The sequence below is a fragment of the Paraglaciecola sp. 20A4 genome (genome assembly GCF_011378905.1).
Taxonomy (GTDB): domain Bacteria; phylum Pseudomonadota; class Gammaproteobacteria; order Enterobacterales; family Alteromonadaceae; genus Paraglaciecola.
The window spans coordinates 38524-59868 of the sequence record NZ_WTPY01000025.1 but is presented as its reverse complement, the minus strand read 5'-3'; the positions used below and the strand labels follow the sequence as shown (position 1 = coordinate 59868).

Here is a 21345-nt window from a genome sequence, read left to right as displayed (position 1 = left end):
GTTTACTGACAAATAGCTAATTATTCTCATAGCCTAATTCTTTAAGTATTAATAGATAAATACAGAGTGAGTAATTTTTCAAATTTTTATTGAAAGTATTTCGTTGTCTACCCACTTTTTAAAGTATTTATAACCGTTAATCTTTCATTACTTTCTTTCACACCGTGTTTGTATAGAAAAACGTGTGTGTTCCAATGAACTGTATATGAAAAGGATATGTGCATGCTAACGCAAATAGTCAAATTTGATGTGAAACCTAAATATGTAGAGACCTTCAAACAAGCACTGAAGCTTAATCAGTTAGGTGCGAGTAACGAGGCCGGTTTAATTGAAATACGCCTATTTCAGGGCAAACAGGCGGTGACAAAATTTTTTGCTTATGAGCGCTGGGAAAGTGCTGAAGCACTCGCTGAACATGGTCTACAGCCGTACACCAAAGAGGTGTTTAGCTTAGGGGATAAAGCCCTTAATGCACCCGTTGAGGTTATGAAGTTGAATGACACAACACCCGCACCGTTACATGAAAATAATCCTAAGTATGCACAGCCTGAAGATGATGTATTTAGCATTTTCTTTATCTTCAAAATTAAGCCGGAGTATCGTAGTGAATTGCTGACGCAATTTACCACCCATATTAAACATACCCGCAAAGAAGAACCGGGAAATATCGTGTTCGATCTTTATACCGTTAACGGGCAAGACGACACCTTGGTGGTTTATGAACATTGGCGTAAAGAATCTGATGTTTGGGACATTCATTTTAATCAACCTTATGCAGTAAATACCGGTAAGTTGATGGAAAAAGCGGTGGTGGGTGAATTAGCGCAATACATGCACTTTGTCACCGAAATTTAATCTCGTGACTCACTTTTTGGTGTTGACGTTTAATGCGCGTGATTATTGTACTTGCGTTAGTCAACTTCGCTAGAAAACGTTATAAGGGAAGAAAGTCAAAAGTGAAGGACATGCAAAGCGATTAAAAACACGAATTTTGTCATCAATGTTAAAAACGCTGCTTATAAGCAGCGTTTTTAACATCTAGGGACTTATTTTTCACTAGTCACCTGCTATCAATATACTGAACGACTATAACGACAGTTTATATTCAGTAACTGAATAATAGTCCTCATTGGCTTTTAGTGTCGCACTAGGAAATTGCGCATGATTGGGCGAATCGGGGTAACACTGAGTTTCGAAGCAATAGGCATGTTTGCCTTGATATTCAGTCCCACCTTTACCGATAGGCTCAGGGCCAATATAGTTTGCTGTATATAGCTGCATGCCCGCCATGGTGGTATGCACAGTAAGCGTTCGACCACTTTCAGGCTCAAATGCTTTGGCCACTAAAGCAGGTTGCGTCATATTGGGTTGATAGCTATCTAGACACCAGTTGTGATCAAAACCGTTACCCAACTTTATTTGTGCATGATTTGATTGCAGAGGCCCTTTTAAGGTGGTTAGCGTGCGTAAATCAAATGGTGTATCTGTTACATCTGCTATCTCGCCGCTGGGGATCGCGTGTTGATCTGTAGGGGTATAGGTTCCAGCAAGGATCTGCACCTGATGATTTTCAATTGACCCACTGCTGTGACCTGCTAAATTGAAATAGCTGTGTTGGGTAGGGTTAAAAACAGTATCTTGATCACTTTTACCTCGATAGGTAATTTTTAAACCTGTGGCACTCAATGTATATGTAACACTGACATGCAACGTACCGGGAAAACCTTGATCGCCGTCGTCGCTGACTAAGCTTAATACCAAAGTGGGTTCGCTTTCGCTATCAATAGTTTGCGCGTGCCAAACACGACCATTAAAGCCATCCCGCCCACCGTGTAAACAGTTCCCGCCTTGATTCACATCCACCTGGTATGTGTGGTTGTTCAACGAAAACTGACCCTTAGCAATACGATTAGCGTAACGGCCAACTATCGCACCTAAATAGGCTTCATCGGCGATATAACCATCGAGCGAGTCAAAGCCTAATACAATATCGATATGGGATTGTTTATCATCGTTACTTGGTACTAACCAGCGCCGAATAATACCGCCTAAATCGAGAATGTCGATTTGCATACCTAGCGCGTTTACCAAGGTATATTCAGTAATTTTTTGCCCATCAGGAAGCGTACCGAAGAGTCGTTTTTTGATCATTTAGAATATCCCAAGGTACTTTGAACGGCGTTTTCCCAACCTGCTATTAATGTCCGGCGTTGGGACGATGGCATTTGCGCTGTAAAACTATTATCAACTTCATTCATACTGGCTAGATGCTCACAAGATTCATATATTCCTGCTTGTAAACCGGCAAGATAAGCAGCGCCTAATGCGGTAGTTTCCATAATTTTAGGCCGCTCAACGGTGACATCTAACGTGTCAGCTAAGAACTGACATAACCAATTATTACCCACCATACCACCGTCGACGCGAATTTTATCTAGCGATACACCGTCTTCGGCCATGGCGTGCAGTAAGTCAGAGGTTTGATAGCACACTGATTCAAGGGCGGCGCGCACAAAATGTGCATTAGTTGTGCCTCGGGTCAGACCAAATACAGCCCCCCGAGCGTCTGGTGACCAGTGCGGTGCACCTAATCCGGCAAATGCTGGGACCATATATACGCCGTGTTCATAATCCAATGACTTGGCTAAATCTTCGGTCTCTGATGCGCTTTTAATAACACCTAGGCCGTCACGCAACCATTGAATGGCTGCTCCAGCGATAAAAATTGAGCCTTCCAAGGCGTAATGCGTTTCGCCTTTAATGGTGTAGGCCACTGTTGTCAGTAATCTATTTTTTGAATTAAACGCTTTTTTTCCTGTGTTGAGCATAACAAAGCAACCGGTGCCATAAGTACTTTTAATAGCGCCTTCTTTGAAACAGCATTGACCGATGATCGCTGCTTGTTGGTCGCCGGCTACTCCAAGTATGGGTAATGAAAAGCCGAATAAATCTTCTGTGGTATGACCATAATCGTCGGCACATTCTTTGACTTCAGGAAGTACCGATTTAGGTACGTTGAATACATCAAGTAGCTTCTCATCCCACGCCATATCGTGAATATTGAAAAGATTAGTACGACTGGCGTTAGTCACGTCAGTGGCGTGCATCTGACCGTCGGTTAGGCGCCAAATAAGGAAAGAGTCTATGGTGCCAAACGCCAAATCACCCGCTTCTGCTTTTTCACGGGCGCCATCGACATTATCTAAAATCCATGCCACTTTTGTGGCGGAGAAATAGGGGTCGAGCAGCAAACCGGTGCGTGAATTAACCACCTCGAATAAACCTTTATCTTGCATTTCGCGACAGGTCTGTGCGGTACGCCTATCTTGCCAAACAATCGCGTTGTAAATAGCTTGGCCGGTGTTTCTATCCCATACGACGGTTGTTTCTCGCTGATTGGTTACGCCAATAGCAGCAATTCTGGCACCTTTGGCGATCGCCTCTGAGATCGCTTGACGACATACCACAATGGTTGATGTCCAAATGTCTTCAGGATTATGCTCCACCCAGCCATCATTCGGATAAAGCTGTGAAAACTCTTGTTGTGCAACGGCAATAATACTGGAATCTGGAGCAAATATAATCGCTCGAGTCGAGGTAGTGCCTTGGTCAATGGCTAAAATACAATCTTTGATCCGCATCGCAACTCCGGTCCTTTTACAGGTTAATTTTGTTGTGGTTTTTTATTTTTTTCTTCATCGAGCGCTTTGTTTAAAAGAGTCTTAGCCTCCAGTAATAGACTGCGCATTTGATTTTCGGCCGACTGATGGTCTCCGGCCAAAATATAATCAAGAATTTCCTGATGATCTGCCACGCTAGCACGATCGACACCTTTGAAGCGGTTGGTAATTCGAATACTAAAACGCAATGCTACTTCAATTGTATGGCGCATATTCCAGAAAAATCGATTCCCGCTCGCTTCTAAAATACCGACATGAAAAGCGATGTCAGCATCAAGGTGATCATCCTCTCCTCTAGCGGCCGCTTTCATTCGCTCTATAGCCGCTAGTAAGGTTTGACGATTATCTTCCGTTAAATTAGTTGCCGCCAGCCCCGCAGCCGCTGGCTCTATCGCTAAGCGCATATCAGCGAACTCAGAGATAATAGGTAACGAACCTTTGCGGTTTAATAACCAATTTAGAATATCAGGATCAGACAAGTTCCATTGAGATTCGGGCAGAACGATAGTGCCGCGCCTTGGTCTTGCATCTAACATGCCTTTGGCGGTGAGCATTTTTACTGCCTCGCGCAATACTGTGCGACTAGCATCAAAAGACTCGCAAAGTGCTGCTTCAGCCAATAATGGTTGCCCCTGGGGGTATTCACCTAAGGCGATTGCTTTGCCTAAAGACTGGACTATATGGCGGGTAAAGTTCCCGCTAAACATTCTACTTGCCATGTTAATTTCCGCTTTGCGTTGTTATTTTAATTTTTCGAGCCCACTTAATCGATTGCATAGTTATCGTTTTGGTGACGTGCATATGGGTTCAGCTAATCCTTGAAATGGTGTGTGATAAATAAATACTGCACCATCATTATTGTGTAACTCACTATTATTTGTTTGCAAGCCATCAGCTGCAGAGGTAACAAATAAGTGATTAAGATTGGGACCTCCAAAGCTGACGCATGAAGGTTGTTGGCATTGAATCGGTAAAGAGAAATCCAGCTTTCCAGAAGGGGAGTATCGCTTAATACAAGCACTTCCCCACTGAGCATTCCAAAGGTAGCCTTCGTTGTCAATGCAAGAACCGTCTGGAAACGCATTGTTATAGGTATCGAATAATATTTCTCTGGGGCTTGGTTCGCCGTCTAGTGCATTAAAGTCACTTCGCCAGACTCGTTGCTCGGCCGAGTCGGCAAAGTACATAGTTTTACTGTCTGGACTAAAACACAAACCGTTGGAGATAGATATCCCGTCAAAAATAGCGCGAGCTTCACCATTTTCTTGTAGCCGGTATAGGCTAGCTTGCTTACCTAATGGCAGGGTATTCGGGTCTATGTTGTTATCTTCGATCATTGAACCGGCCCAGAAACGTCCTTGGCGATCGACCTTGCCATCGTTCATACGAGTGTAGGGCAAGTCAGCTTCGATTTTGCTTAACCATTGAGTCTGTTGACTTGCGGGATTAAAAAAGGCGAATCCTGACTCGAAGGCTGCAATAAACCAATCGAGATCGGTCGTTAACCCAAATGCACATAACCGTTCTGGGCAAGCAAATTCTGCTAACTTGCCGCTAAAGTCCCAACGATAAAAGTGTTTGCCCAATATGTCAGTCCAGAACACACATTGCTGACGAACGTCCCATATAATCCCTTCCCCGAGACGATTGCCTACTGATAGCGTGTCAACCAAGATGAGCTTGTTAAGCATACTAGGATTGCCCATTTATGACGCCAGAGGCCATGTCAGCCCAGTTTGCGGAGGCTAATGTTTGCAATCCTAGTAAGGTGGCATCTTCGCTACTGAAATGCTCCGTGCTGATCCCGATATACTCAAGTGCTTCAATATATAAGCTACAAATGTGATCAGAACCGATAACGACCACATGGGAATAGATATCAAAATCTTGTACCGCGGCCTTCACATCGGAACCAATTAATAAGCCGGATAGATAGCCCGCAGCCTCGGTATTAGTGCGTTTTTCGATAACTTGACAGGCACGGGTTGCAAACAAGGTATGCAGTAAATTACTCGATTGATGCATACCGATACGAAGACCATTGGTGAAGCTACTTTTACACCAACTGTGCTCTGCAGCGGGACCAAGTAATACACTATGTAGACTGAGCACTTCGTATAGTTCACCTACCGGACTGGTAATAAAAGACGTAATGGTTTCTTCTTCGCACAGCGCCCACTTTGTGTGTGTACCTGGCAAACAAATCAGTCGCTTGTTAGCCTTATCTGGCAACTGAGATAAAAAGCCGAAGATTTGTGTTTCTTCGCCGCGCATTATATCGGGTAAGTGATGGCGGTTTTCGCATGAAATACCGGGTAGTATCGTGATATCTAAGCCACGAGCAGCAAACTTTTTACTCATAGCCAAAAGATTAGTCTTATCTGTTGGGCAGGCAACATAATCGGTTGGCTGCCAACCTATGTCAGAACCCACCGCGCCAATTAAAAATACCGGTATATTGCCGTATTGATCAATCCAAGGCTGGCATAATTCGAAAAAACGGGTTTCAGGATTGCTAATGTATTTGATTCCCATACCTTGGGTACGGGCCAGAACCGTTAATTGTTGCTGATAAAAGCGGCATAAATAGAGACGACATACACTGGTTCCCCAGTCACCTAGAATAATAATATCTGATTGTTTATTCATCAGGTACGCCCTGCATCAACTACAAATTGTTGGCCCGTAATCATGGCACTATCCTCTGCGGCTAAAAACAGTGCCATATTCGCTACGTGTATGGGTTCTAAGCGCCCACGAAGTGCCACTGATTTTTGCCATTCTTTATCTGCTTCAGTTGTCAGCCACAACGCAAGCTGGCGATCTGTGGCAACCCAACCGGGTAAAATAGTATTTACCCGAATACCGTATTCCCCGTATTGATTCGCCAATGATTTACTTAAGCCGTTTAGCGCAGCTTTTGCGGCAACATATCCGGGCATTTGTTTCGGCCCAATCAATACGTTAATAGAACTCATATTAATAATGTTGCCGCTACGGTTCTCACGCATAAGGCGGATCGCACTTTGACAGGCAAAAAAAGTAGAATCTAAATTAACCGCCATGCAGTCTCGCCAGCCTTGCTGGTCAATATCTAAGGGAGAATGGCGTGTGTCATTTGCGACATTATTTATTAGCACGTCAAGTCGTTGGTGAGATTGACTTATGGTTGCGATAAAACTTTGCAGTGCGTCTATATTCGTGGTGTCTAAATGTTTAAACACAGGTGTTCTACCCAACTCGTGAGCTAATTTTTCGCATAACGCATCGCCTTTTTCTTTTTGTATATCTACAAAAATAACCGCTGCATTTTGCTTTATAAAAGCTTCAACCATGACCGCGCCGATACCGGTAGCGCCACCGGTAATTAAAATAACTTTGCCTGCAAGGCTTGGGTAGGTTGCGTAATTGTGCATAACTAACTCATTGGTATTATTTGAATAGCTATTATAAGCAAACTGGTGAGCCAATCCCAAATATGCCATCAGTTCGTATGTTTATATATATTATAATATTATTAATTATCAAATTTAACCCATTTTATTTACATATTTAATCTTATTTTCCATTCTTGTGATTAAAAAATCGCCGGAATTGCTTACCTTAACGTTAGTACAGTGTGTCATTTTCATCTCTGGTGATGCTAAAAAGCGTCACTTTTTGGAATTCCTTTCAGTTATCAGTGACTTTAGTCTAAGCCTTGAATTCTGTGGCTTAGGGCAATCTCAATTTGCCTACTTTATCCCTTGACATGATAGACATGAGGTACCTAAACTGTGCATCGTGGGTAAAAGTGGCAAAAAGTGGATCTTAAAGCTTATATTCCATGAAAAATGGTTCAATTTACGTAACTGACTAATAAGAGGCTAGGGAAATGTTCCGCGGCGCTAATGCAATCAATCTTGATATTAAAGGACGGGTAACGATACCAACTAAGTATCGTCAGTCTTTGCTGGATGATTGTCAGGGGCAGCTGGTGTGCACTATCGATACCCAGCAACCTTGTCTGTTGCTTTACCCTCTTGCTGAATGGGAAGAAATTGAACTGAAGTTATCACGCTTGTCGAGTATGAACCCTCATGAGCGCAGATTACAACGTTTGCTGTTGGGCTATGCAACCGAAGGTGAAATGGATAAGAGTGGTCGCTTTCTATTAACTGCGCCTCTACGCGAACATGCCCATTTAGACAAACAGATTATGTTGGTTGGCCAGTTGAACAAATTCGAAATTTGGGATCACAGTGTATGGCAACAACAAATACAACAAGATGTTGCGACTGAGCAAGAAGCAGCCTTCGAATTAACAGAGCGCTTGCAGGACTTCTCACTCTAATGACAACTCAATCATCACATTTATCCGTACTATTACAAGAATCCATTGACGGTTTAGCCATAAAACCGGATGGCATTTATCTCGATGCTACCTTTGGACGCGGCGGTCACACTAAGCAAATATTGTCTCATCTTTCAGCTAAAGGTCGGGTTATTGCATTTGACCGTGATCCCGCAGCCATTGAGTCAGCTAAAGTACTCGCCGACGACACGCGCTTTAGCATTCATCATTGTAATTTTTCGGAGATGGAAGACGTACTAACATCACTGAATTTACATGGCAAAATTGATGGAATTTTGATGGATTTAGGCGTCTCATCTCCTCAATTAGATGAAGCTGAACGCGGTTTCAGTTTTATGCGCGAAGGGCCATTGGATATGCGTATGAACCCCACTAAAGGACTAAGTGCCGCCCAATGGTTAGCGCATGCTGAAGAGCAAGATATTACGCAAGTAATAAAAGAGTTTGGTGAAGAAAAGTTCGGTAAACGTATTGCTCACGGTATTGTGAATGCTCGCCAAGAAGCACCGATAACGACCACTGCCCAATTGGCACACATAATCGATTTAGCCGTTCCGGTAAAAGATAAATTTAAGCACCCTGCAACCCGCAGTTTTCAGGCTATTCGCATCTATATTAACAGTGAATTAGATGAAATTCGGACCGGACTGAAAGCGGCCTTAAACAGTTTAGCTTCAGGTGGACGTTTGTCAGTGATCAGTTTCCATTCATTGGAAGATCGTTTGGTGAAACGTTTTATACGTGAGCAAAGTCGTGGCTTGCAGGTGCCGCATAATATGCCGATCATGCAACAGGAAATAGATTCTCATAAAGCCATGAAGGCGATTGGCAAAGCGATTAAACCGTCGAGCGATGAGTTATCGCGCAATGTGCGCGCTCGTAGCTCAGTTCTCAGGGTTGCTGAAAAGTTATGAGTGCTCAAGACACAAACTTTCATCTCGTTGGTTTTTTGTTTACTGACCTAGCCCGCCATCCCGTGCGGGTTTTGTTGTTTTTATCACTGTTGGTCAGTGCCGGTGCCGTGATCCTTGCTGCACACCATAATCGTCAAGCGTCTATTGCGCTTGAACGCCTAATGCAGAAGAAAGATTTGCTCGACGTGGAGTGGCGAAACTTAATACTTGAGCAAAGCGCTCTGACCGAACATAACCGCATCGAAAATTTAGTATCCAAGCAGTTGGGTATGCGACGTCCTGATGCGAATGAAGAAGTGGTGGTGAGAATTAAATGAGCCGCGTGAACACTAACAAAAAACGTAACCAACAAGCGAAGCAAAATATCGCGCCTACTGGGCTACAGTGGCGGTATTTGGTCGTGGTTTGCGTCATTATGTTAGTGTTTGTTGGGCTTTCTGCTCGGGCGGTTTATATCCAGGTAATTGACCCTGATTTGCTTATTCAACAGGGTGATAATCGTACGATGCGCACGCAAAACATGCCTGTGCATAGAGGTCTTATCACCGACCGTAATGGGCAAAAATTGGCCGTTAGTGTTCCGGTTAGGGCGATTTGGGCTGATCCCAAAACGATTGTTGAAAACGGCTCGTTGAAAGATACGCGTCGCTGGCAGGCATTAGCAGATGTGTTAGGGCAAGATTATCAAAAGCTGATTTCTAGAGTAAAAAATCCTAAAAAACGTTTTGTCTATATTCAACGTCAAGTGTCACCTGCCATGGCTGATTATGTTGACCAGTTGTCGATAAGTGGTGTGTATCTGCGTGATGAATCTCGCCGTTATTACCCCACGGGTGAAGTGTCCGCTCAACTGATCGGTTTTACCAATGTGGATGATCAGGGCATCGAAGGTGTTGAAAAACTCTATAACGCTTGGCTAAAAGGTACACCCGGTAGCCGTAAAATCCGTCGTGATGGTAAAGGCCGACAAGTAGAAATTTTAGAGCAAGAAGCTGGCGAAGAGCCTAAAAATATTCAGCTGACTATCGATCAGCGCATTCAAGCTTTTGCTTACAAAGAATTAAAGAAAGCGGTGCAATATTACAAAGCGACGTCAGCTTCAGCTGTGGTTGTGGATGTACAGACCGGTGAGATTTTAGCGATGGTTAATAACCCGTCCTACAACCCAAATAATCGTAGTGGCGTCTCGGGGCATAGAATACGTAATCGTGCCATTACTGACGCATTTGAACCCGGTTCATCTATTAAACCGATTGCTGTGCTAAGCGCCCTTGAATTCGGTTCAGTCGAAATGAATACCGTTATTGATACCTCACCAGGCTGGATGCGCATTGGCGGAAGTATGGTTCGTGATTCACATAATTACGGAAAACTAGACTTAACCGGCATTATTCGTAAATCCAGCAATATGGGCACGTCGAAGCTGGCCCTATCTGTCCCTAAGCAATTCTTGATTGATCAGTACTACAACATGGGATTAATGAGTGACACAGGTTCAAATTTGATTGGTGAAAGTAGTGGAATATTTCACGAGCGTAGTCGCTGGTCAGAGTTTGAATTATCTACCCTATCGTTTGGTTATGGTTTATCGGTTACGACAGCTCAAATAGCCAGAATGTATAGCATATTGGGAAGTGGCGGGATTAAGCGTCCTTTAAGCATGATTAAAAGTGACCAAAAAGTTCCTGAAGAACGTGTACTTAGCGAAAATATTGCGAAAGAGGTTCTCACCATGATGGAAAGTGTGGTGAACGAAGGCGGTTCAGGCACTAAGGCCAGTGTGCCGGGTTATCGTGTGGCGGGTAAAACGGGTACAAGTCGCAAAGCGGTAGCGGGTGGTTATGGTGAAGAGTACGTGAGTATATTTGCTGGTGTTGCACCGGTCTCAGATCCTCAACTAGCGGTCGTGGTATTGATTAATGAACCTCGGGGTGACGTTTATTACGCCGGTGATACCGCTGCACCTGTGTTCTCAAAAATCATGTCTAACAGCTTACAGTTACTTAATGTTCCACCTGATGATAAAACAGTTTCTTCGTTAGCCTCTGTTACGAGGACGTCTGATGCTGGATAACACGCTGGGTATAATCAATCATGCTCAGAGCATTCAACCGCTTTTAGCACAATTTGGCATTATTACCGCCGATATTCCGATTGAGTCTTTAGTTTTAGACAGTCGTGAAGTGGCTATTCATAGTGCTTTTATTGCTTTAAAGGGCCATGCCCGTGATGGGCGTGACTTTATTCCTCAGGCGATTAGCCTTGGGGCGAAAGTGATTATTGCCGAATGTAATTTACCCCAAGAGCATGGGCAAACGAGTATGCGCGAGCAATCTTTGATTGTGCATTTTTACGCACTTACTCAGCACTTATCTGCTTTAGCGGCTGCGTTTTATGGTCAACCGGCTAAGCAATTACAAGTGATCGGCGTAACAGGCACTAACGGTAAAACCTCAACGGTGCAACTGACCAGTCAATTGGCTGCGTTATTGAATAAGCCTGCCGCCTCAATTGGTACACTTGGTTCGGGGGAGATTGACTCCCAAGGCAGATGTTCATCATTCGGGGAAACACTTAATACCACGCCTGATGCTATCACAATGCATAAGTTGATGGCGCAATATGCGCACGACGGTATCAAGCAAGTTGCCCTTGAAGTGTCCTCCCATGCATTGGTACAGCACCGTATTGCTGCATTGAAAATGGACGTTGCTGTGCTAACAAACCTAACCCGTGACCATTTAGATTATCACGGAACCATGCAAGCTTACGCTCAGGCAAAACGTGAGATTTTAAATCAACCAGAGCTAAAATTTGTCTTACTAAATGCCAATGAAAATGAAAGCAAACATTGGCTTAAGCATATGCCTTTGCAGGTTGTGCCAGTTATCTATGGTATCGATGACGATAGTTTAATTTTACCCACCACTGAACATATGTGTTTCGCTCAGAACATCAAATATTCTAGCCAGGGTTGCCGCTTTAATGTGGTGAGTTCATGGGGTACGTGCGAAATACAGCTTTCCTTGCTGGGACGTTTTAATATTTTTAATGCGCTGGCTGCTATTACCAGTCAATTGTGCCTAGGTGAATCACTGGAAGATATAGCAAGTGTCGCCCATAAATTGGTACCGGTAGCAGGGCGCATGGAGTGTTTCAGCACTGAAAATTCTCCGATTGTGGTGGTTGATTATGCCCACACACCTGACGCACTTAAACAAGCACTTTTAGCATTGCGTCACCACAGCGAAGGCCGTTTGATAGCAATATTTGGTTGTGGTGGAGATCGTGACAAAGGAAAGCGTTCGCTAATGGGTGAAGTCGCTGAAACCTTCGGGGATATAGCGATCATTACGAATGATAATAGTCGCTCGGAAGATCCCTCTGCTATCGCCAACGATATCTTAGCGGGCTGTATTCACCCAGAACAAATCCACGTGGTACTTGACCGTAAAGACGCTATTAAAAAGGCACTTTCCTTAGCGGCGCCAGAAGACATTGTTTTGGTAGCAGGTAAAGGTCACGAAAATTACCAAATTATTGGCAACGAAACGGTTGCTTACGATGAAAGAGAATACGTTCAACAATTGCTTGAGAGGAACATCACATGATCCCCGTTTCACTGGTATGGATTGCCCAGCAGGTGCAAGGCGAGCTCATTTGCAATGAGCAAAGTATCGCTGAAAACGCAATTATCCAGGGAGTGAGTACAGACACTCGCCATATCAACAGTAACGATTTATTTATTGCCTTACATGGGCCAAATTTCGACGGACATAAGTTTGTTGAACAAGCCAGATTAAGCGGTGCGACAGCGGTAATTGTAAGTCATAAAATTGATACGCCTTTGGCTCAGATAGTGGTTCAAGACACCAAAGTTGCCCTTGGTCTATTAGGTCAAGCTATAAAGGCTGAAGTTGCGCCGAAAACGGTGGCCATTACTGGCAGCAGCGGAAAAACAACAGTGAAAGAAATGGTTGCCGCAATTTTAGCGCGAAGGGGCAAAGTGTTGGCTACCAATGGCAATTTTAATAACGACATCGGTGTACCGTTAACCCTGTTGCGCCTTGAAGCCGATCATGAATTTGCTGTGGTAGAACTGGGGGCGAATCACTTAGGTGAAATTGCCTACACCACTGATTTGGTTAAGCCTGATGTGGCGACTATCGTCAATGCGTCTGCTGCACATTTAGAGGGATTTGGCAGCCTATTAGGTGTAGCCCGAGCCAAGAGCGAAATATTTAAAGGCTTGGGTAAAAGCGGGCTGGCCATTTTTAACGCTGACAGTCAGTTCTATTCGTTTTGGCATGGTAAGTATGAGCACCTGCGAAACCAGTGTTTTTCGATGCAAAATGAAGCAGATTTTTATGCGCAGGATGTGGTCATGGGACTCAATGGTTGTGCGGACTTTCTGATGGTAACGCCAATTGGCAAAGTATCCATCTCCTTGCCGTTACCAGGTCTACATAATGTGAGTAATGCACTGGTTTCAGCAGCCCTTGCCATTGAAGTAGGCGCTAACTTACAAGACGTTAAAGACGGATTACAGTATATGGCCCAGGTGAGCGGGCGTTTACAGGTTAAGCAACTAACTGGACAAGTAAAAGTATTAGACGACACCTATAACGCTAATGTGGCCTCGGTAAATGCAGCTATCGATTTGCTGGGCAGCTTCGCTGGTCGTAAAGTACTCATACTGGGGGATATGGCTGAGCTTGGAGAGCGAGCACGCTTTTATCACCAGCAAGTGGGTGAATATGCCAAGGAAAAAGGCATAGACGATTTATACAGCCTAGGTGTCTTAAGTCAAAGCGCTAGTGATGTATACAAAAATAATGGTCGCCATTTTAGTGATAAAAACGAATTAGTAGCGGCGCTGGCCGAAAGATTAGCAGCGGAGAAACGTGACATTAGTATTTTAGTGAAGGGCTCTCGTAGTGCCCGAATGGAATTAGTTGTTAAGGCTTTGGAGGCATCCCCCGTGGGAAAGTTTGAACGGTTTAGGGAGCTTATAGCATGTTGATGTTATTGGCCGATTGGCTTCAGCAATACGAACCTAGCTTTCGAGTATTCTCGTATCTAACGTTACGTGCCATTTTAAGCACGCTAACGGCCTTACTTATCGCGGTCTTAATTGGTCCAAGGATGATCCGTTGGTTGCAAACCATGCAAATAGGCCAAACTGTACGAGATGATGGTCCTCAGTCACATTTAGCTAAATCTGGTACACCGACCATGGGTGGGCTATTAATTTTAGCGGCAATCGTGATAAGCGTTTTATTGTGGGCCGATCTCTCAAATCGATATGTATGGGTGACCTTAAGTGTTGTTGTAGGCTACGGCATCATAGGTTTTGTAGATGACTATCGAAAGGTTGTACGTAAGGATCCCAAAGGTTTAATCGCTCGTTGGAAGTACTTTTGGCAGTCAGTGATCGCTATTGCTGTCGCTTTATATTTGTATGCTAGTCAACAAGATCCTGCTGAAACTGCCTTGTTAGTACCTTTCTTTAAAGACGTAATGCCGCAAATGGGTTTGTTCTTTATCGTTATGACTTACTTTGTGATTGTTGGCACCAGTAACGCGGTGAACCTTACCGATGGGCTTGATGGCCTAGCGATAGTGCCAACTGTTTTAGTCGCTGGTGCGTTTGCTATTTTTGCTTACACCACAGGTAATATTAACTTCTCCGCATATTTGAATATTCCGTATTTACCGTTGACCAGCGAACTGGTGATTGTATGTACTGCGATCGTTGGTGCCGGTCTCGGATTTTTATGGTTTAACACCTATCCAGCGATGGTCTTCATGGGCGATGTTGGCTCTCTCGCACTCGGTGGGACATTAGGCATTATTGCTGTGTTGGTCCGTCAAGAAATTGTATTAGTGATAATGGGCGGTGTCTTCGTGGCCGAAACCCTATCCGTGATTTTACAAGTGGGCTCATTTAAATTGCGTGGTCAGCGGATATTCCGTATGGCCCCCATTCACCATCATTACGAATTAAAAGGTTGGCCTGAGCCGCGGGTTATTGTGCGCTTTTGGATCATTTCACTCATTTTAGTCTTGGTGGGCTTAGCCACCTTGAAATTACGTTAAGGGATAGTGACGTAAATGGCATCAACTCCTTTGGTAAATAAAAACATCATAGTAGTCGGACTCGGTTTGACCGGTTTGTCCTGCGTGAAGTTTTTGTCTGTCAAAGGAGCAAATGTGAGCGCTATGGATACTCGCGTTGAGTTGCGCGTGACGTTAGATGTACCGGTATTTTTAGGTGAACTCAGTGTTAAACGTTTATGTGCAGCAGATATATTGGTGGTCAGCCCTGGTCTAAGTTTAAAAACGCCAGCGATCAGAGCTGCCATTGATGCGGGTGTTAAGGTTATTGGCGACATTGAATTATTTGCTATGTTTAATACTAAACCTGTATTGGCAGTTACTGGTTCAAATGGTAAATCTACCGTAGCGACCTTGGCCTATGAAATGTGCCTGGCCGCAGGCAAAAAAGCGTTGCTTGGGGGCAATATTGGTATCCCTGCTCTTGAGCTATTAGATAAAGACAGCGAAATTATCGTGCTGGAACTGTCAAGCTTTCAACTGGAAACGACTTATACCTTGCGCCCGCATGTAGCGTGTATGTTGAACTTGAGTGACGACCATTTAGATCGCCATGGCGATATGCTGAGTTACCAACGCGCTAAGCTGCGGATTTATCGAGACGCGCGCTTTAGTGTATGTAATCGTGATGATGCTTCGACTTGGCCAATGACTATCAATCCTGATGTGATGTTTGGTCTAAGTAGCAGCGAGCGGGGTTTGAGCTGGGATAAGCAAAACAGTGAAATTTTACTCGACGGCAAAGCATTTTTAAATAGCCAAGAATGTCTGCTGGTGGGTGAGCATAATATGCTTAACATTCAAGCCGCTACTGCTATGACTATGTTGGCGGGTATTCCTCTGGATGCAATTAAGCAAGCCTCTAAAACCTTTACTGGTTTAGAACATCGTTGCCAGACCGTGGCAAAAATTGACGGCGTTCGCTGGATCAACGATTCAAAAGCGACCAACGTGGGCGCCACAATTGCCGCCATCGATGGTTTAGCACCGTCATGCAAAGGTAAATTAATTCTGATTGCTGGTGGTGATGGTAAGGGGGCTGACTTCGAGCCGCTTCGTGAGCGCTTTGCACAACAAGTCAATGAGTTAATTACCATTGGTAAAGATGGTCCGGCACTGGCGAAGTTAAAAGATAATAGTCATCAAGTATCCACCTTAGATGAAGCGGTGAAATTGGCCAACAAACTAGCGGACAAAGATGCCACCGTTATGTTGTCTCCGGCTTGTGCCAGTTTAGATATGTTCAAAAATTATCAGCATCGCGGTGAGCTATTTGTAGTCGCGGTCAATGCTCTTAAACATAATAGAAAAGGGGCACAGTCATGAACGTGTCTGCTTTTTCAATGCCGCTTCGCGCCATGTTTGCCCAGCGCCATGACGCTGCGCCAGCTGTTGTTCGACCCTATGATGTTGGCCTCATCCTTTTAGCGCTATCGTTGCTTTCTATTGGCTTAATTATTGTCACATCCGCCTCAATGCCTGTTGCGGCGCGGCTATTTGATAACCCATTTTATTTTGCTATTCGACACGGTATTTACATTGTGTTGGCAATTGGAACGGCGCTTACTGTGATGCAAATCCCTATGCAATGGTGGCGCGTGAGTAACGCTTGGTTATTACTCATTGCTTTAGCCTTACTGATCGCCGTTTTGTTAATCGGGCGCAGCGTGAATGGCAGTACCCGTTGGTTAGTCATCGGGCCCATTACCATACAAGCTGCGGAGCCTGCTAAGTTATTTTTCTTCTGTTACTTGGCTGGATATCTGGTAAGGCGATACGAAGAAGTAACCGAGAATATTAAAGGGTTTATAAAGCCTTTAGTTGTATTCTTCGCCTTTGCAGTATTGCTATTAATGCAACCTGATTTAGGAACCGTGGTTGTGATGTTGTGCACCACTATCGGCTTGTTATTTTTAGCGGGTGCTAAGTTATGGCAGTTCTTTGGATTAGCGCTCACTGGCGGTTTAGCTGTAACATTTTTGATTATGTTTGAAGAATATCGCATGAAGCGTATTACTTCATTTTTAGATCCATGGGCAGATCCTTTCGGCAGTGGTTACCAGCTAACGCAATCGCTTATGGCTTATGGTCGCGGTAACGTGTTTGGACAGGGCCTGGGGAATAGCTTACAAAAATTGGAATACCTTCCTGAAGCCCATACTGATTTTATTATGGCTATTTTGGCTGAAGAGCTTGGCTTTGCAGGGGTGGTAACGGTATTAGCATTAATGCTGTGCATCGTATTAAAAGCGATGAAAATGGGCCACAAGGCATTGCAAAATGAACGTCCGTTTGACGCATACCTAGCGTATTCAATCGGTATTTGGTTTAGTTTTCAGACTGCTGTTAACGTGGGCGCTAGCGCCGGTATTTTACCTACTAAAGGTTTAACATTTCCGTTGTTGAGTTACGGAGGCTCAAGTTTAATTATTATGGCAGCTGCAGTTGGCCTATTAGTACGCATTGATTTTGAGATGCGTGTGGAGGGTATTCAAGCATTTGATCGTGGTGGTAAGGGAAAATCCAAACCAAATAAACCCGCTAAACCAACAGCCCAGAACAGACCGACTAATAGCGCTGGTAAGAAGGATGTGTCGAGTGTGTTAGATGACGTGGCATACGCGGTTGTCGATGCAGATGATCTTGATGACATGTTTGACGAAAATGATACACAAACCAATATCAAAACAAACCGTACTAAAAAAACTAAGCAGGAGGACAACAATGTCTGATTCTGCTCTGTCAAAAACACTACTTGTTATGGCTGGTGGCACAGGTGGTCATGTTTTCCCAGGGTTAGCAGTGGCTCAGGCGCTTAGAGAACAGCATTGGCATATTCATTGGTTAGGCACCGCCGAGCGTATGGAGGCTGAACTGGTACCCAAAGCTGGTTTTGATATTAGTTTTATCGATATTGCAGGTGTACGTGGCAACGGCTTACTGCGCTTATTGGCTGCCCCATTTAAAATTATCAAAGCGGTAATGCAAGCTAGGCGAGTAATTAAGCAGATTAATCCCGATGTCGTTATCGGTATGGGCGGCTTTGCTAGCGGTCCTGGCGGGGTTGCGGCTTGGCTAATGGGTAAGCCGCTAGTGTTGCACGAGCAAAATGCAGTGCCAGGTATGACCAATAAGCTACTTTCCCGCATAGCAACCAAAGTGCTAACGGGTTTCGACGCTACGTTTGAAGCTCAAAAGGGTGCCCGTCAGCTAACAAATAGTGCGGGGAATCAGCAAGAAAAATATCAATGGGTAGGCAATCCTGTGCGAGCCGGTTTCGCTGCTATAAAACGCAGTGTTTCAGTAGAGCAAGCCGTGACCCATAACTCACAGCAGGGTCTTAATATACTGATACTCGGTGGCAGCCTAGGCGCAAAAGCATTAAACGATAATGTCCCTCTAGCGCTAGCTAAACAAAAAAATATCAATGTGCGCCACCAGTCCGGTAAAGGGCATTTTGCATCTGTAACTGACTTGTATCAATCAACCTTGGGTCAAAGCGTTAACTGGACAGTTGACGAATTTGTAGACGATATGCCCAAGGCCTATCAATGGGCAGATTTAGTGATTTGTCGCGCAGGTGCATTAACCGTGGCGGAAGTAGCAGCGTCAGGTGTGGCCGCGATTTTCGTACCGCTACCTCAAGCTGTTGATGATCATCAGACTAAAAATGCTCAAACATTAGTTGAAAAAGGGGCGGCTTATTTGCTTACGCAAACCGAATTAGTCAATGGCGAGTTAACGCCTTTGCTGGAAGCCTGCCTAGCAAAACCAAACATGTTAATTGAAGTGGGCCACAAAGCCCGTACATTAGCCAAATTAGATGCAGTACAACGAGTTACTCATTGCTGCCAGTTGTTAGCGGAGAAAGCGCAATGATCGCACCCGATAAAGTTCATTACCATGTGCCAGAAATGCGCCGTATTAAAAATATTCATTTTGTTGGTATCGGCGGTGCTGGAATGGGAGGAATCGCAGAAGTATTACTCAATGAAGGGTACCAAGTATCAGGCTCTGATCGCCAAGCGAATGGGATGACAGACCGTTTAGCAGGTCTTGGGGCGACAATTTTCTTTGGCCATCAGGCGAGTAATGTTGAGAAAGCCAACGTTGTGGTGGTATCAAGTGCTATTGATCCAGCTAATCCTGAAGTTAATGCGGCAAATGAAAAACGTATTCCCGTTATTCGCCGTGCAGAAATGCTCGCTGAACTCATGCGCTTCAGACACGGTATTGCCATCGCGGGAACCCACGGTAAAACCACCACCACCAGTTTGATTGCGACAATTTTTGCGCAAGCTAAGCTCGATCCTACGTTTGTTATAGGTGGCTTGTTAAATAGTGCAGGTACCAATGCACGTTTGGGCTCAAGTCAGTATCTTATCGCTGAAGCTGATGAAAGTGACGCGTCTTTTGTTCACTTGCAGCCTATGGTGTCGGTCGTAACAAACATTGAACCTGATCACATGGAAACCTATCAAGGTGACTTTCAGAAGATGCAAGACACCTACATTGATTTTTTGCACAACTTACCTTTCTATGGATTAGCCGTGTTGTGTATCGATGATCCCGTCATTGAAAAATTATTACCGCGTATTAAGCGTAAATACCTAACCTACGGATATAGCGAAAAAGCAGATGTGCGTGCAATTAATGTTAAGCATACCTTTAACCAAAGTGAATTTACCTTAAAACGTAGTGGTCATGAAGATGTTCAAATCACTGTTAACGTGCCAGGTAAGCATAACGTACTTAATTCGCTCGCTGCCATTGCAGTGGCAAGCGATGAAGGAATTGACGATAGTGCGATCAAAGATGCGTTAGGGAGCTTTTCAGGTATTGGACGTCGTTTTGAAATTCTGGGTGATTTTGCCACTGGCGACGGAGATGTGTTGTTAGTAGATGATTACGGTCATCACCCTACTGAAGTAGAAGCGACTATCGCAGTTGCACGTAATAATTGGCCTGACCGACGTTTGGTTATGGCGTATCAGCCTCATCGTTACTCTCGGACACGAGATTTGTATGAAGATTTCGTTCGCGTGTTGTCCCAAGTGGACGTGTTGTTGTTGCTTGACGTGTATTCAGCGGGCGAAGAAAAAATCGATGGGGCAGATAGTAAGTCTCTTTGTCGCTCTATCCGCCAACGTGGCCAACTTGAGCCAATTTATGTGGCAGATAAAGACGAGTTACCGCGCTTGTTAGCGGACAATCTAGCCGACCAAGATGTGTTGATGACGCAAGGTGCGGGCAATATCGGTCAAATTGCCAAGCAGTTGCAAGGCGTAAAGTTAAACAAAGACGTATTACGCACTGGGTGGTCTAAATGAATGTAGATAACCTAGTAAGCGATAAGCCTGTCGCGGAGTTTGGTAAAGTAGCCGTGATGTTTGGTGGTCGTTCAGCTGAGCGTGAAGTGTCTTTACGCTCTGGTCAGGCAGTGCTCGATGCTTTAGTTGGCGCAGGCGTTAATGCCTATGGATTTGATCCAGCCGAGCGCAACTTGTACGAATTGGTAGAGCAAAAGTTCGACCGCGTTTTAATCATGTTACATGGTCGTGGCGGTGAAGATGGTTCGTTACAAGGCGCACTTCAACAGTTAAATATTCCCTACACGGGAACAGGTGTGCTGGGTTCAGCACTATGCATGGATAAAATTCGTAGTAAGCAAGTCTGGCAGAGTTTGGGATTACCCACGGCCAATTATGAAATAGCCGATAAAAGAGACTTTGATGCATCAAGCTGCGAGGCTATAATGGACCGCTTAGGGAATCTGGTTATGGTTAAGCCTGCGCAAGAAGGATCGAGCATTGGTATGGCCAAAGTATCAAATGCGCAACAACTCGCCGCTGCGGTCCAACATGCTTTTGAATATGACGACAAAGTGCTGTTGGAACAATTCATCCAAGGTTCAGAGTATACCGTTAGTCTACTTAATGGGTCAGCCTTACCTTCAATCAGCATGTCAACACCACGAGATTTTTACGATTACGAGGCAAAATATCAGTCTAATAGTACTGAATATTTCTGTCCCAGTGGTTTGTCACAAGAGCAAGAAACTACCTTAGCTAGACTTGCTTTAGATGCCTTTGATGCAGTTGCAGGAGCCGGATGGGGACGAATAGATTTTATGCAGGACATGCTGGGTAAGTTTTATTTACTTGAAGCGAATACGGTACCGGGTATGACAGAAAAAAGCTTAGTACCCTTGGCGGCTAAGCAAGCTGGATTAAGTTTTGCGCAGTTGTCGTTAGCTGTATTGGCAACAGCTGGCTGATAC

Annotated in this window: 19 protein-coding genes; 13 read left to right on the top strand and 6 right to left on the bottom strand. The window is 44.4% G+C overall.

Annotation, left to right across the window (positions count from 1 at the left end):
- The first annotated feature begins 222 nt into the window (after positions 1 to 222).
- Entirely contained in the window at positions 223 to 855 is a 633-nt protein-coding gene (locus tag GQS54_RS18235; protein ID WP_166425360.1) for an antibiotic biosynthesis monooxygenase, read from the top strand.
- A 231-nt stretch (positions 856 to 1086) separates the two neighbouring features.
- On the opposite strand, the gene GQS54_RS18230 is transcribed toward GQS54_RS18235, so the two are convergent.
- From GQS54_RS18230 to GQS54_RS18205, 6 genes are read right to left on the bottom strand one after another with little or no spacing between them, the layout of a single operon-like run.
- Positions 1087 to 2151, bottom strand: a complete 1065-nt coding sequence (locus GQS54_RS18230) for an aldose epimerase family protein (protein ID WP_166425359.1) — start codon at positions 2149 to 2151, stop codon at positions 1087 to 1089.
- Positions 2148 to 3641 (bottom strand): glycerol kinase GlpK, encoded by a 1494-nt coding sequence (gene glpK, locus GQS54_RS18225; protein WP_166425358.1) that lies wholly within the window; start codon positions 3639 to 3641, stop codon positions 2148 to 2150. Before glpK ends, GQS54_RS18230 begins: the two co-directional genes overlap by 4 nt.
- A 23-nt stretch (positions 3642 to 3664) precedes the next feature.
- Complete coding sequence (locus GQS54_RS18220) at positions 3665 to 4399, bottom strand: FadR/GntR family transcriptional regulator (protein ID WP_240920003.1); 735 nt, start codon at positions 4397 to 4399, stop codon at positions 3665 to 3667.
- Between the two features lie 60 nt (positions 4400 to 4459).
- On the bottom strand, positions 4460 to 5386 hold the full coding sequence (locus GQS54_RS18215) for an SMP-30/gluconolactonase/LRE family protein (protein WP_166425357.1): 927 nt from the start codon (positions 5384 to 5386) through the stop codon (positions 4460 to 4462).
- Entirely contained in the window at positions 5373 to 6329 is a 957-nt protein-coding gene (locus GQS54_RS18210) for a 2-dehydro-3-deoxygalactonokinase (RefSeq protein WP_166425356.1), read from the bottom strand. Before GQS54_RS18210 ends, GQS54_RS18215 begins: the two co-directional genes overlap by 14 nt.
- Positions 6329 to 7096, bottom strand: coding sequence for an SDR family oxidoreductase (locus tag GQS54_RS18205; protein WP_166425355.1), 768 nt, complete (start codon positions 7094 to 7096; stop codon positions 6329 to 6331). The genes GQS54_RS18210 and GQS54_RS18205 overlap by 1 nt, the downstream gene beginning before the upstream one ends.
- A gap of 458 nt (positions 7097 to 7554) precedes the next feature.
- On the opposite strand from GQS54_RS18205, the gene mraZ reads away from it, so the two are divergent.
- Genes mraZ through GQS54_RS18145 form a run of 12 tightly spaced genes read left to right on the top strand, consistent with a single transcriptional unit; the run spans position 7555 to position 21342 of the window.
- Entirely contained in the window at positions 7555 to 8013 is a 459-nt protein-coding gene (mraZ, locus tag GQS54_RS18200; protein ID WP_158771181.1) for a division/cell wall cluster transcriptional repressor MraZ, read from the top strand.
- The gene (rsmH, locus tag GQS54_RS18195; RefSeq protein WP_166425354.1) at positions 8013 to 8948 is read left to right on the top strand and encodes a 16S rRNA (cytosine(1402)-N(4))-methyltransferase RsmH; all 936 of its coding nucleotides are present in this window, start codon (positions 8013 to 8015) and stop codon (positions 8946 to 8948) included. The genes mraZ and rsmH overlap by 1 nt, the downstream gene beginning before the upstream one ends.
- A complete protein-coding gene (ftsL, locus tag GQS54_RS18190) occupies positions 8945 to 9265 on the top strand; it encodes a cell division protein FtsL (protein ID WP_166425353.1) in 321 nt (106 codons plus the stop codon). The genes rsmH and ftsL overlap by 4 nt, the downstream gene beginning before the upstream one ends.
- The gene (locus GQS54_RS18185; protein ID WP_166425352.1) at positions 9262 to 11022 is read left to right on the top strand and encodes a penicillin-binding transpeptidase domain-containing protein; all 1761 of its coding nucleotides are present in this window, start codon (positions 9262 to 9264) and stop codon (positions 11020 to 11022) included. The genes ftsL and GQS54_RS18185 overlap by 4 nt, the downstream gene beginning before the upstream one ends.
- A complete protein-coding gene (locus GQS54_RS18180) occupies positions 11012 to 12559 on the top strand; it encodes a UDP-N-acetylmuramoyl-L-alanyl-D-glutamate--2,6-diaminopimelate ligase (protein WP_166425351.1) in 1548 nt (515 codons plus the stop codon). Before GQS54_RS18185 ends, GQS54_RS18180 begins: the two co-directional genes overlap by 11 nt.
- Entirely contained in the window at positions 12556 to 13971 is a 1416-nt protein-coding gene (gene murF, locus GQS54_RS18175; protein WP_166425350.1) for a UDP-N-acetylmuramoyl-tripeptide--D-alanyl-D-alanine ligase, read from the top strand. The genes GQS54_RS18180 and murF overlap by 4 nt, the downstream gene beginning before the upstream one ends.
- Positions 13965 to 15047, top strand: coding sequence for a phospho-N-acetylmuramoyl-pentapeptide-transferase (gene mraY, locus GQS54_RS18170; RefSeq protein WP_158771175.1), 1083 nt, complete (start codon positions 13965 to 13967; stop codon positions 15045 to 15047). The genes murF and mraY overlap by 7 nt, the downstream gene beginning before the upstream one ends.
- A 15-nt stretch (positions 15048 to 15062) precedes the next feature.
- Complete coding sequence (gene murD / locus GQS54_RS18165) at positions 15063 to 16391, top strand: UDP-N-acetylmuramoyl-L-alanine--D-glutamate ligase (RefSeq protein WP_166425349.1); 1329 nt, start codon at positions 15063 to 15065, stop codon at positions 16389 to 16391.
- Positions 16388 to 17797: a cell division protein FtsW gene (gene ftsW / locus GQS54_RS18160; protein ID WP_166425348.1), complete on the top strand. Its 1410-nt coding sequence runs from the start codon at positions 16388 to 16390 to the stop codon at positions 17795 to 17797. The genes murD and ftsW overlap by 4 nt, the downstream gene beginning before the upstream one ends.
- On the top strand, positions 17790 to 18944 hold the full coding sequence (gene murG, locus GQS54_RS18155; protein ID WP_166425347.1) for an undecaprenyldiphospho-muramoylpentapeptide beta-N-acetylglucosaminyltransferase: 1155 nt from the start codon (positions 17790 to 17792) through the stop codon (positions 18942 to 18944). Before ftsW ends, murG begins: the two co-directional genes overlap by 8 nt.
- A complete protein-coding gene (murC, locus tag GQS54_RS18150; RefSeq protein WP_166425346.1) occupies positions 18941 to 20395 on the top strand; it encodes a UDP-N-acetylmuramate--L-alanine ligase in 1455 nt (484 codons plus the stop codon). Before murG ends, murC begins: the two co-directional genes overlap by 4 nt.
- The gene (locus tag GQS54_RS18145) at positions 20392 to 21342 is read left to right on the top strand and encodes a D-alanine--D-alanine ligase (RefSeq protein WP_166425345.1); all 951 of its coding nucleotides are present in this window, start codon (positions 20392 to 20394) and stop codon (positions 21340 to 21342) included. Before murC ends, GQS54_RS18145 begins: the two co-directional genes overlap by 4 nt.
- Positions 21343 to 21345 lie beyond the last annotated feature (3 nt).

Bases quoted from the DNA above. Each gene is read 5' to 3' on its own strand.
- rsmH (WP_166425354.1), top strand. From the start codon at position 8,013: ATGACAACTCAATCATCACATTTATCCGTACTATTACAAGAATCCATT.
- ftsL (WP_166425353.1), top strand. From the start codon at position 8,945: ATGAGTGCTCAAGACACAAACTTTCATCTCGTTGGTTTTTTGTTTACT.
- murD (WP_166425349.1), top strand. From the start codon at position 15,063: ATGGCATCAACTCCTTTGGTAAATAAAAACATCATAGTAGTCGGACTC.
- GQS54_RS18235 (WP_166425360.1), top strand. From the start codon at position 223: ATGCTAACGCAAATAGTCAAATTTGATGTGAAACCTAAATATGTAGAG.
- GQS54_RS18220 (WP_240920003.1), bottom strand. From the start codon at position 4,399: ATGGCAAGTAGAATGTTTAGCGGGAACTTTACCCGCCATATAGTCCAG.
- GQS54_RS18230 (WP_166425359.1), bottom strand. From the start codon at position 2,151: ATGATCAAAAAACGACTCTTCGGTACGCTTCCTGATGGGCAAAAAATT.
- GQS54_RS18210 (WP_166425356.1), bottom strand. From the start codon at position 6,329: ATGAATAAACAATCAGATATTATTATTCTAGGTGACTGGGGAACCAGT.
- GQS54_RS18185 (WP_166425352.1), top strand. From the start codon at position 9,262: ATGAGCCGCGTGAACACTAACAAAAAACGTAACCAACAAGCGAAGCAA.
- GQS54_RS18205 (WP_166425355.1), bottom strand. From the start codon at position 7,096: ATGCACAATTACGCAACCTACCCAAGCCTTGCAGGCAAAGTTATTTTA.
- murC (WP_166425346.1), top strand. From the start codon at position 18,941: ATGATCGCACCCGATAAAGTTCATTACCATGTGCCAGAAATGCGCCGT.
- GQS54_RS18180 (WP_166425351.1), top strand. From the start codon at position 11,012: ATGCTGGATAACACGCTGGGTATAATCAATCATGCTCAGAGCATTCAA.
- mraY (WP_158771175.1), top strand. From the start codon at position 13,965: ATGTTGATGTTATTGGCCGATTGGCTTCAGCAATACGAACCTAGCTTT.
- mraZ (WP_158771181.1), top strand. From the start codon at position 7,555: ATGTTCCGCGGCGCTAATGCAATCAATCTTGATATTAAAGGACGGGTA.
- murG (WP_166425347.1), top strand. From the start codon at position 17,790: ATGTCTGATTCTGCTCTGTCAAAAACACTACTTGTTATGGCTGGTGGC.
- GQS54_RS18215 (WP_166425357.1), bottom strand. From the start codon at position 5,386: ATGGGCAATCCTAGTATGCTTAACAAGCTCATCTTGGTTGACACGCTA.
- glpK (WP_166425358.1), bottom strand. From the start codon at position 3,641: ATGCGGATCAAAGATTGTATTTTAGCCATTGACCAAGGCACTACCTCG.
- GQS54_RS18145 (WP_166425345.1), top strand. From the start codon at position 20,392: ATGAATGTAGATAACCTAGTAAGCGATAAGCCTGTCGCGGAGTTTGGT.
- ftsW (WP_166425348.1), top strand. From the start codon at position 16,388: ATGAACGTGTCTGCTTTTTCAATGCCGCTTCGCGCCATGTTTGCCCAG.
- murF (WP_166425350.1), top strand. From the start codon at position 12,556: ATGATCCCCGTTTCACTGGTATGGATTGCCCAGCAGGTGCAAGGCGAG.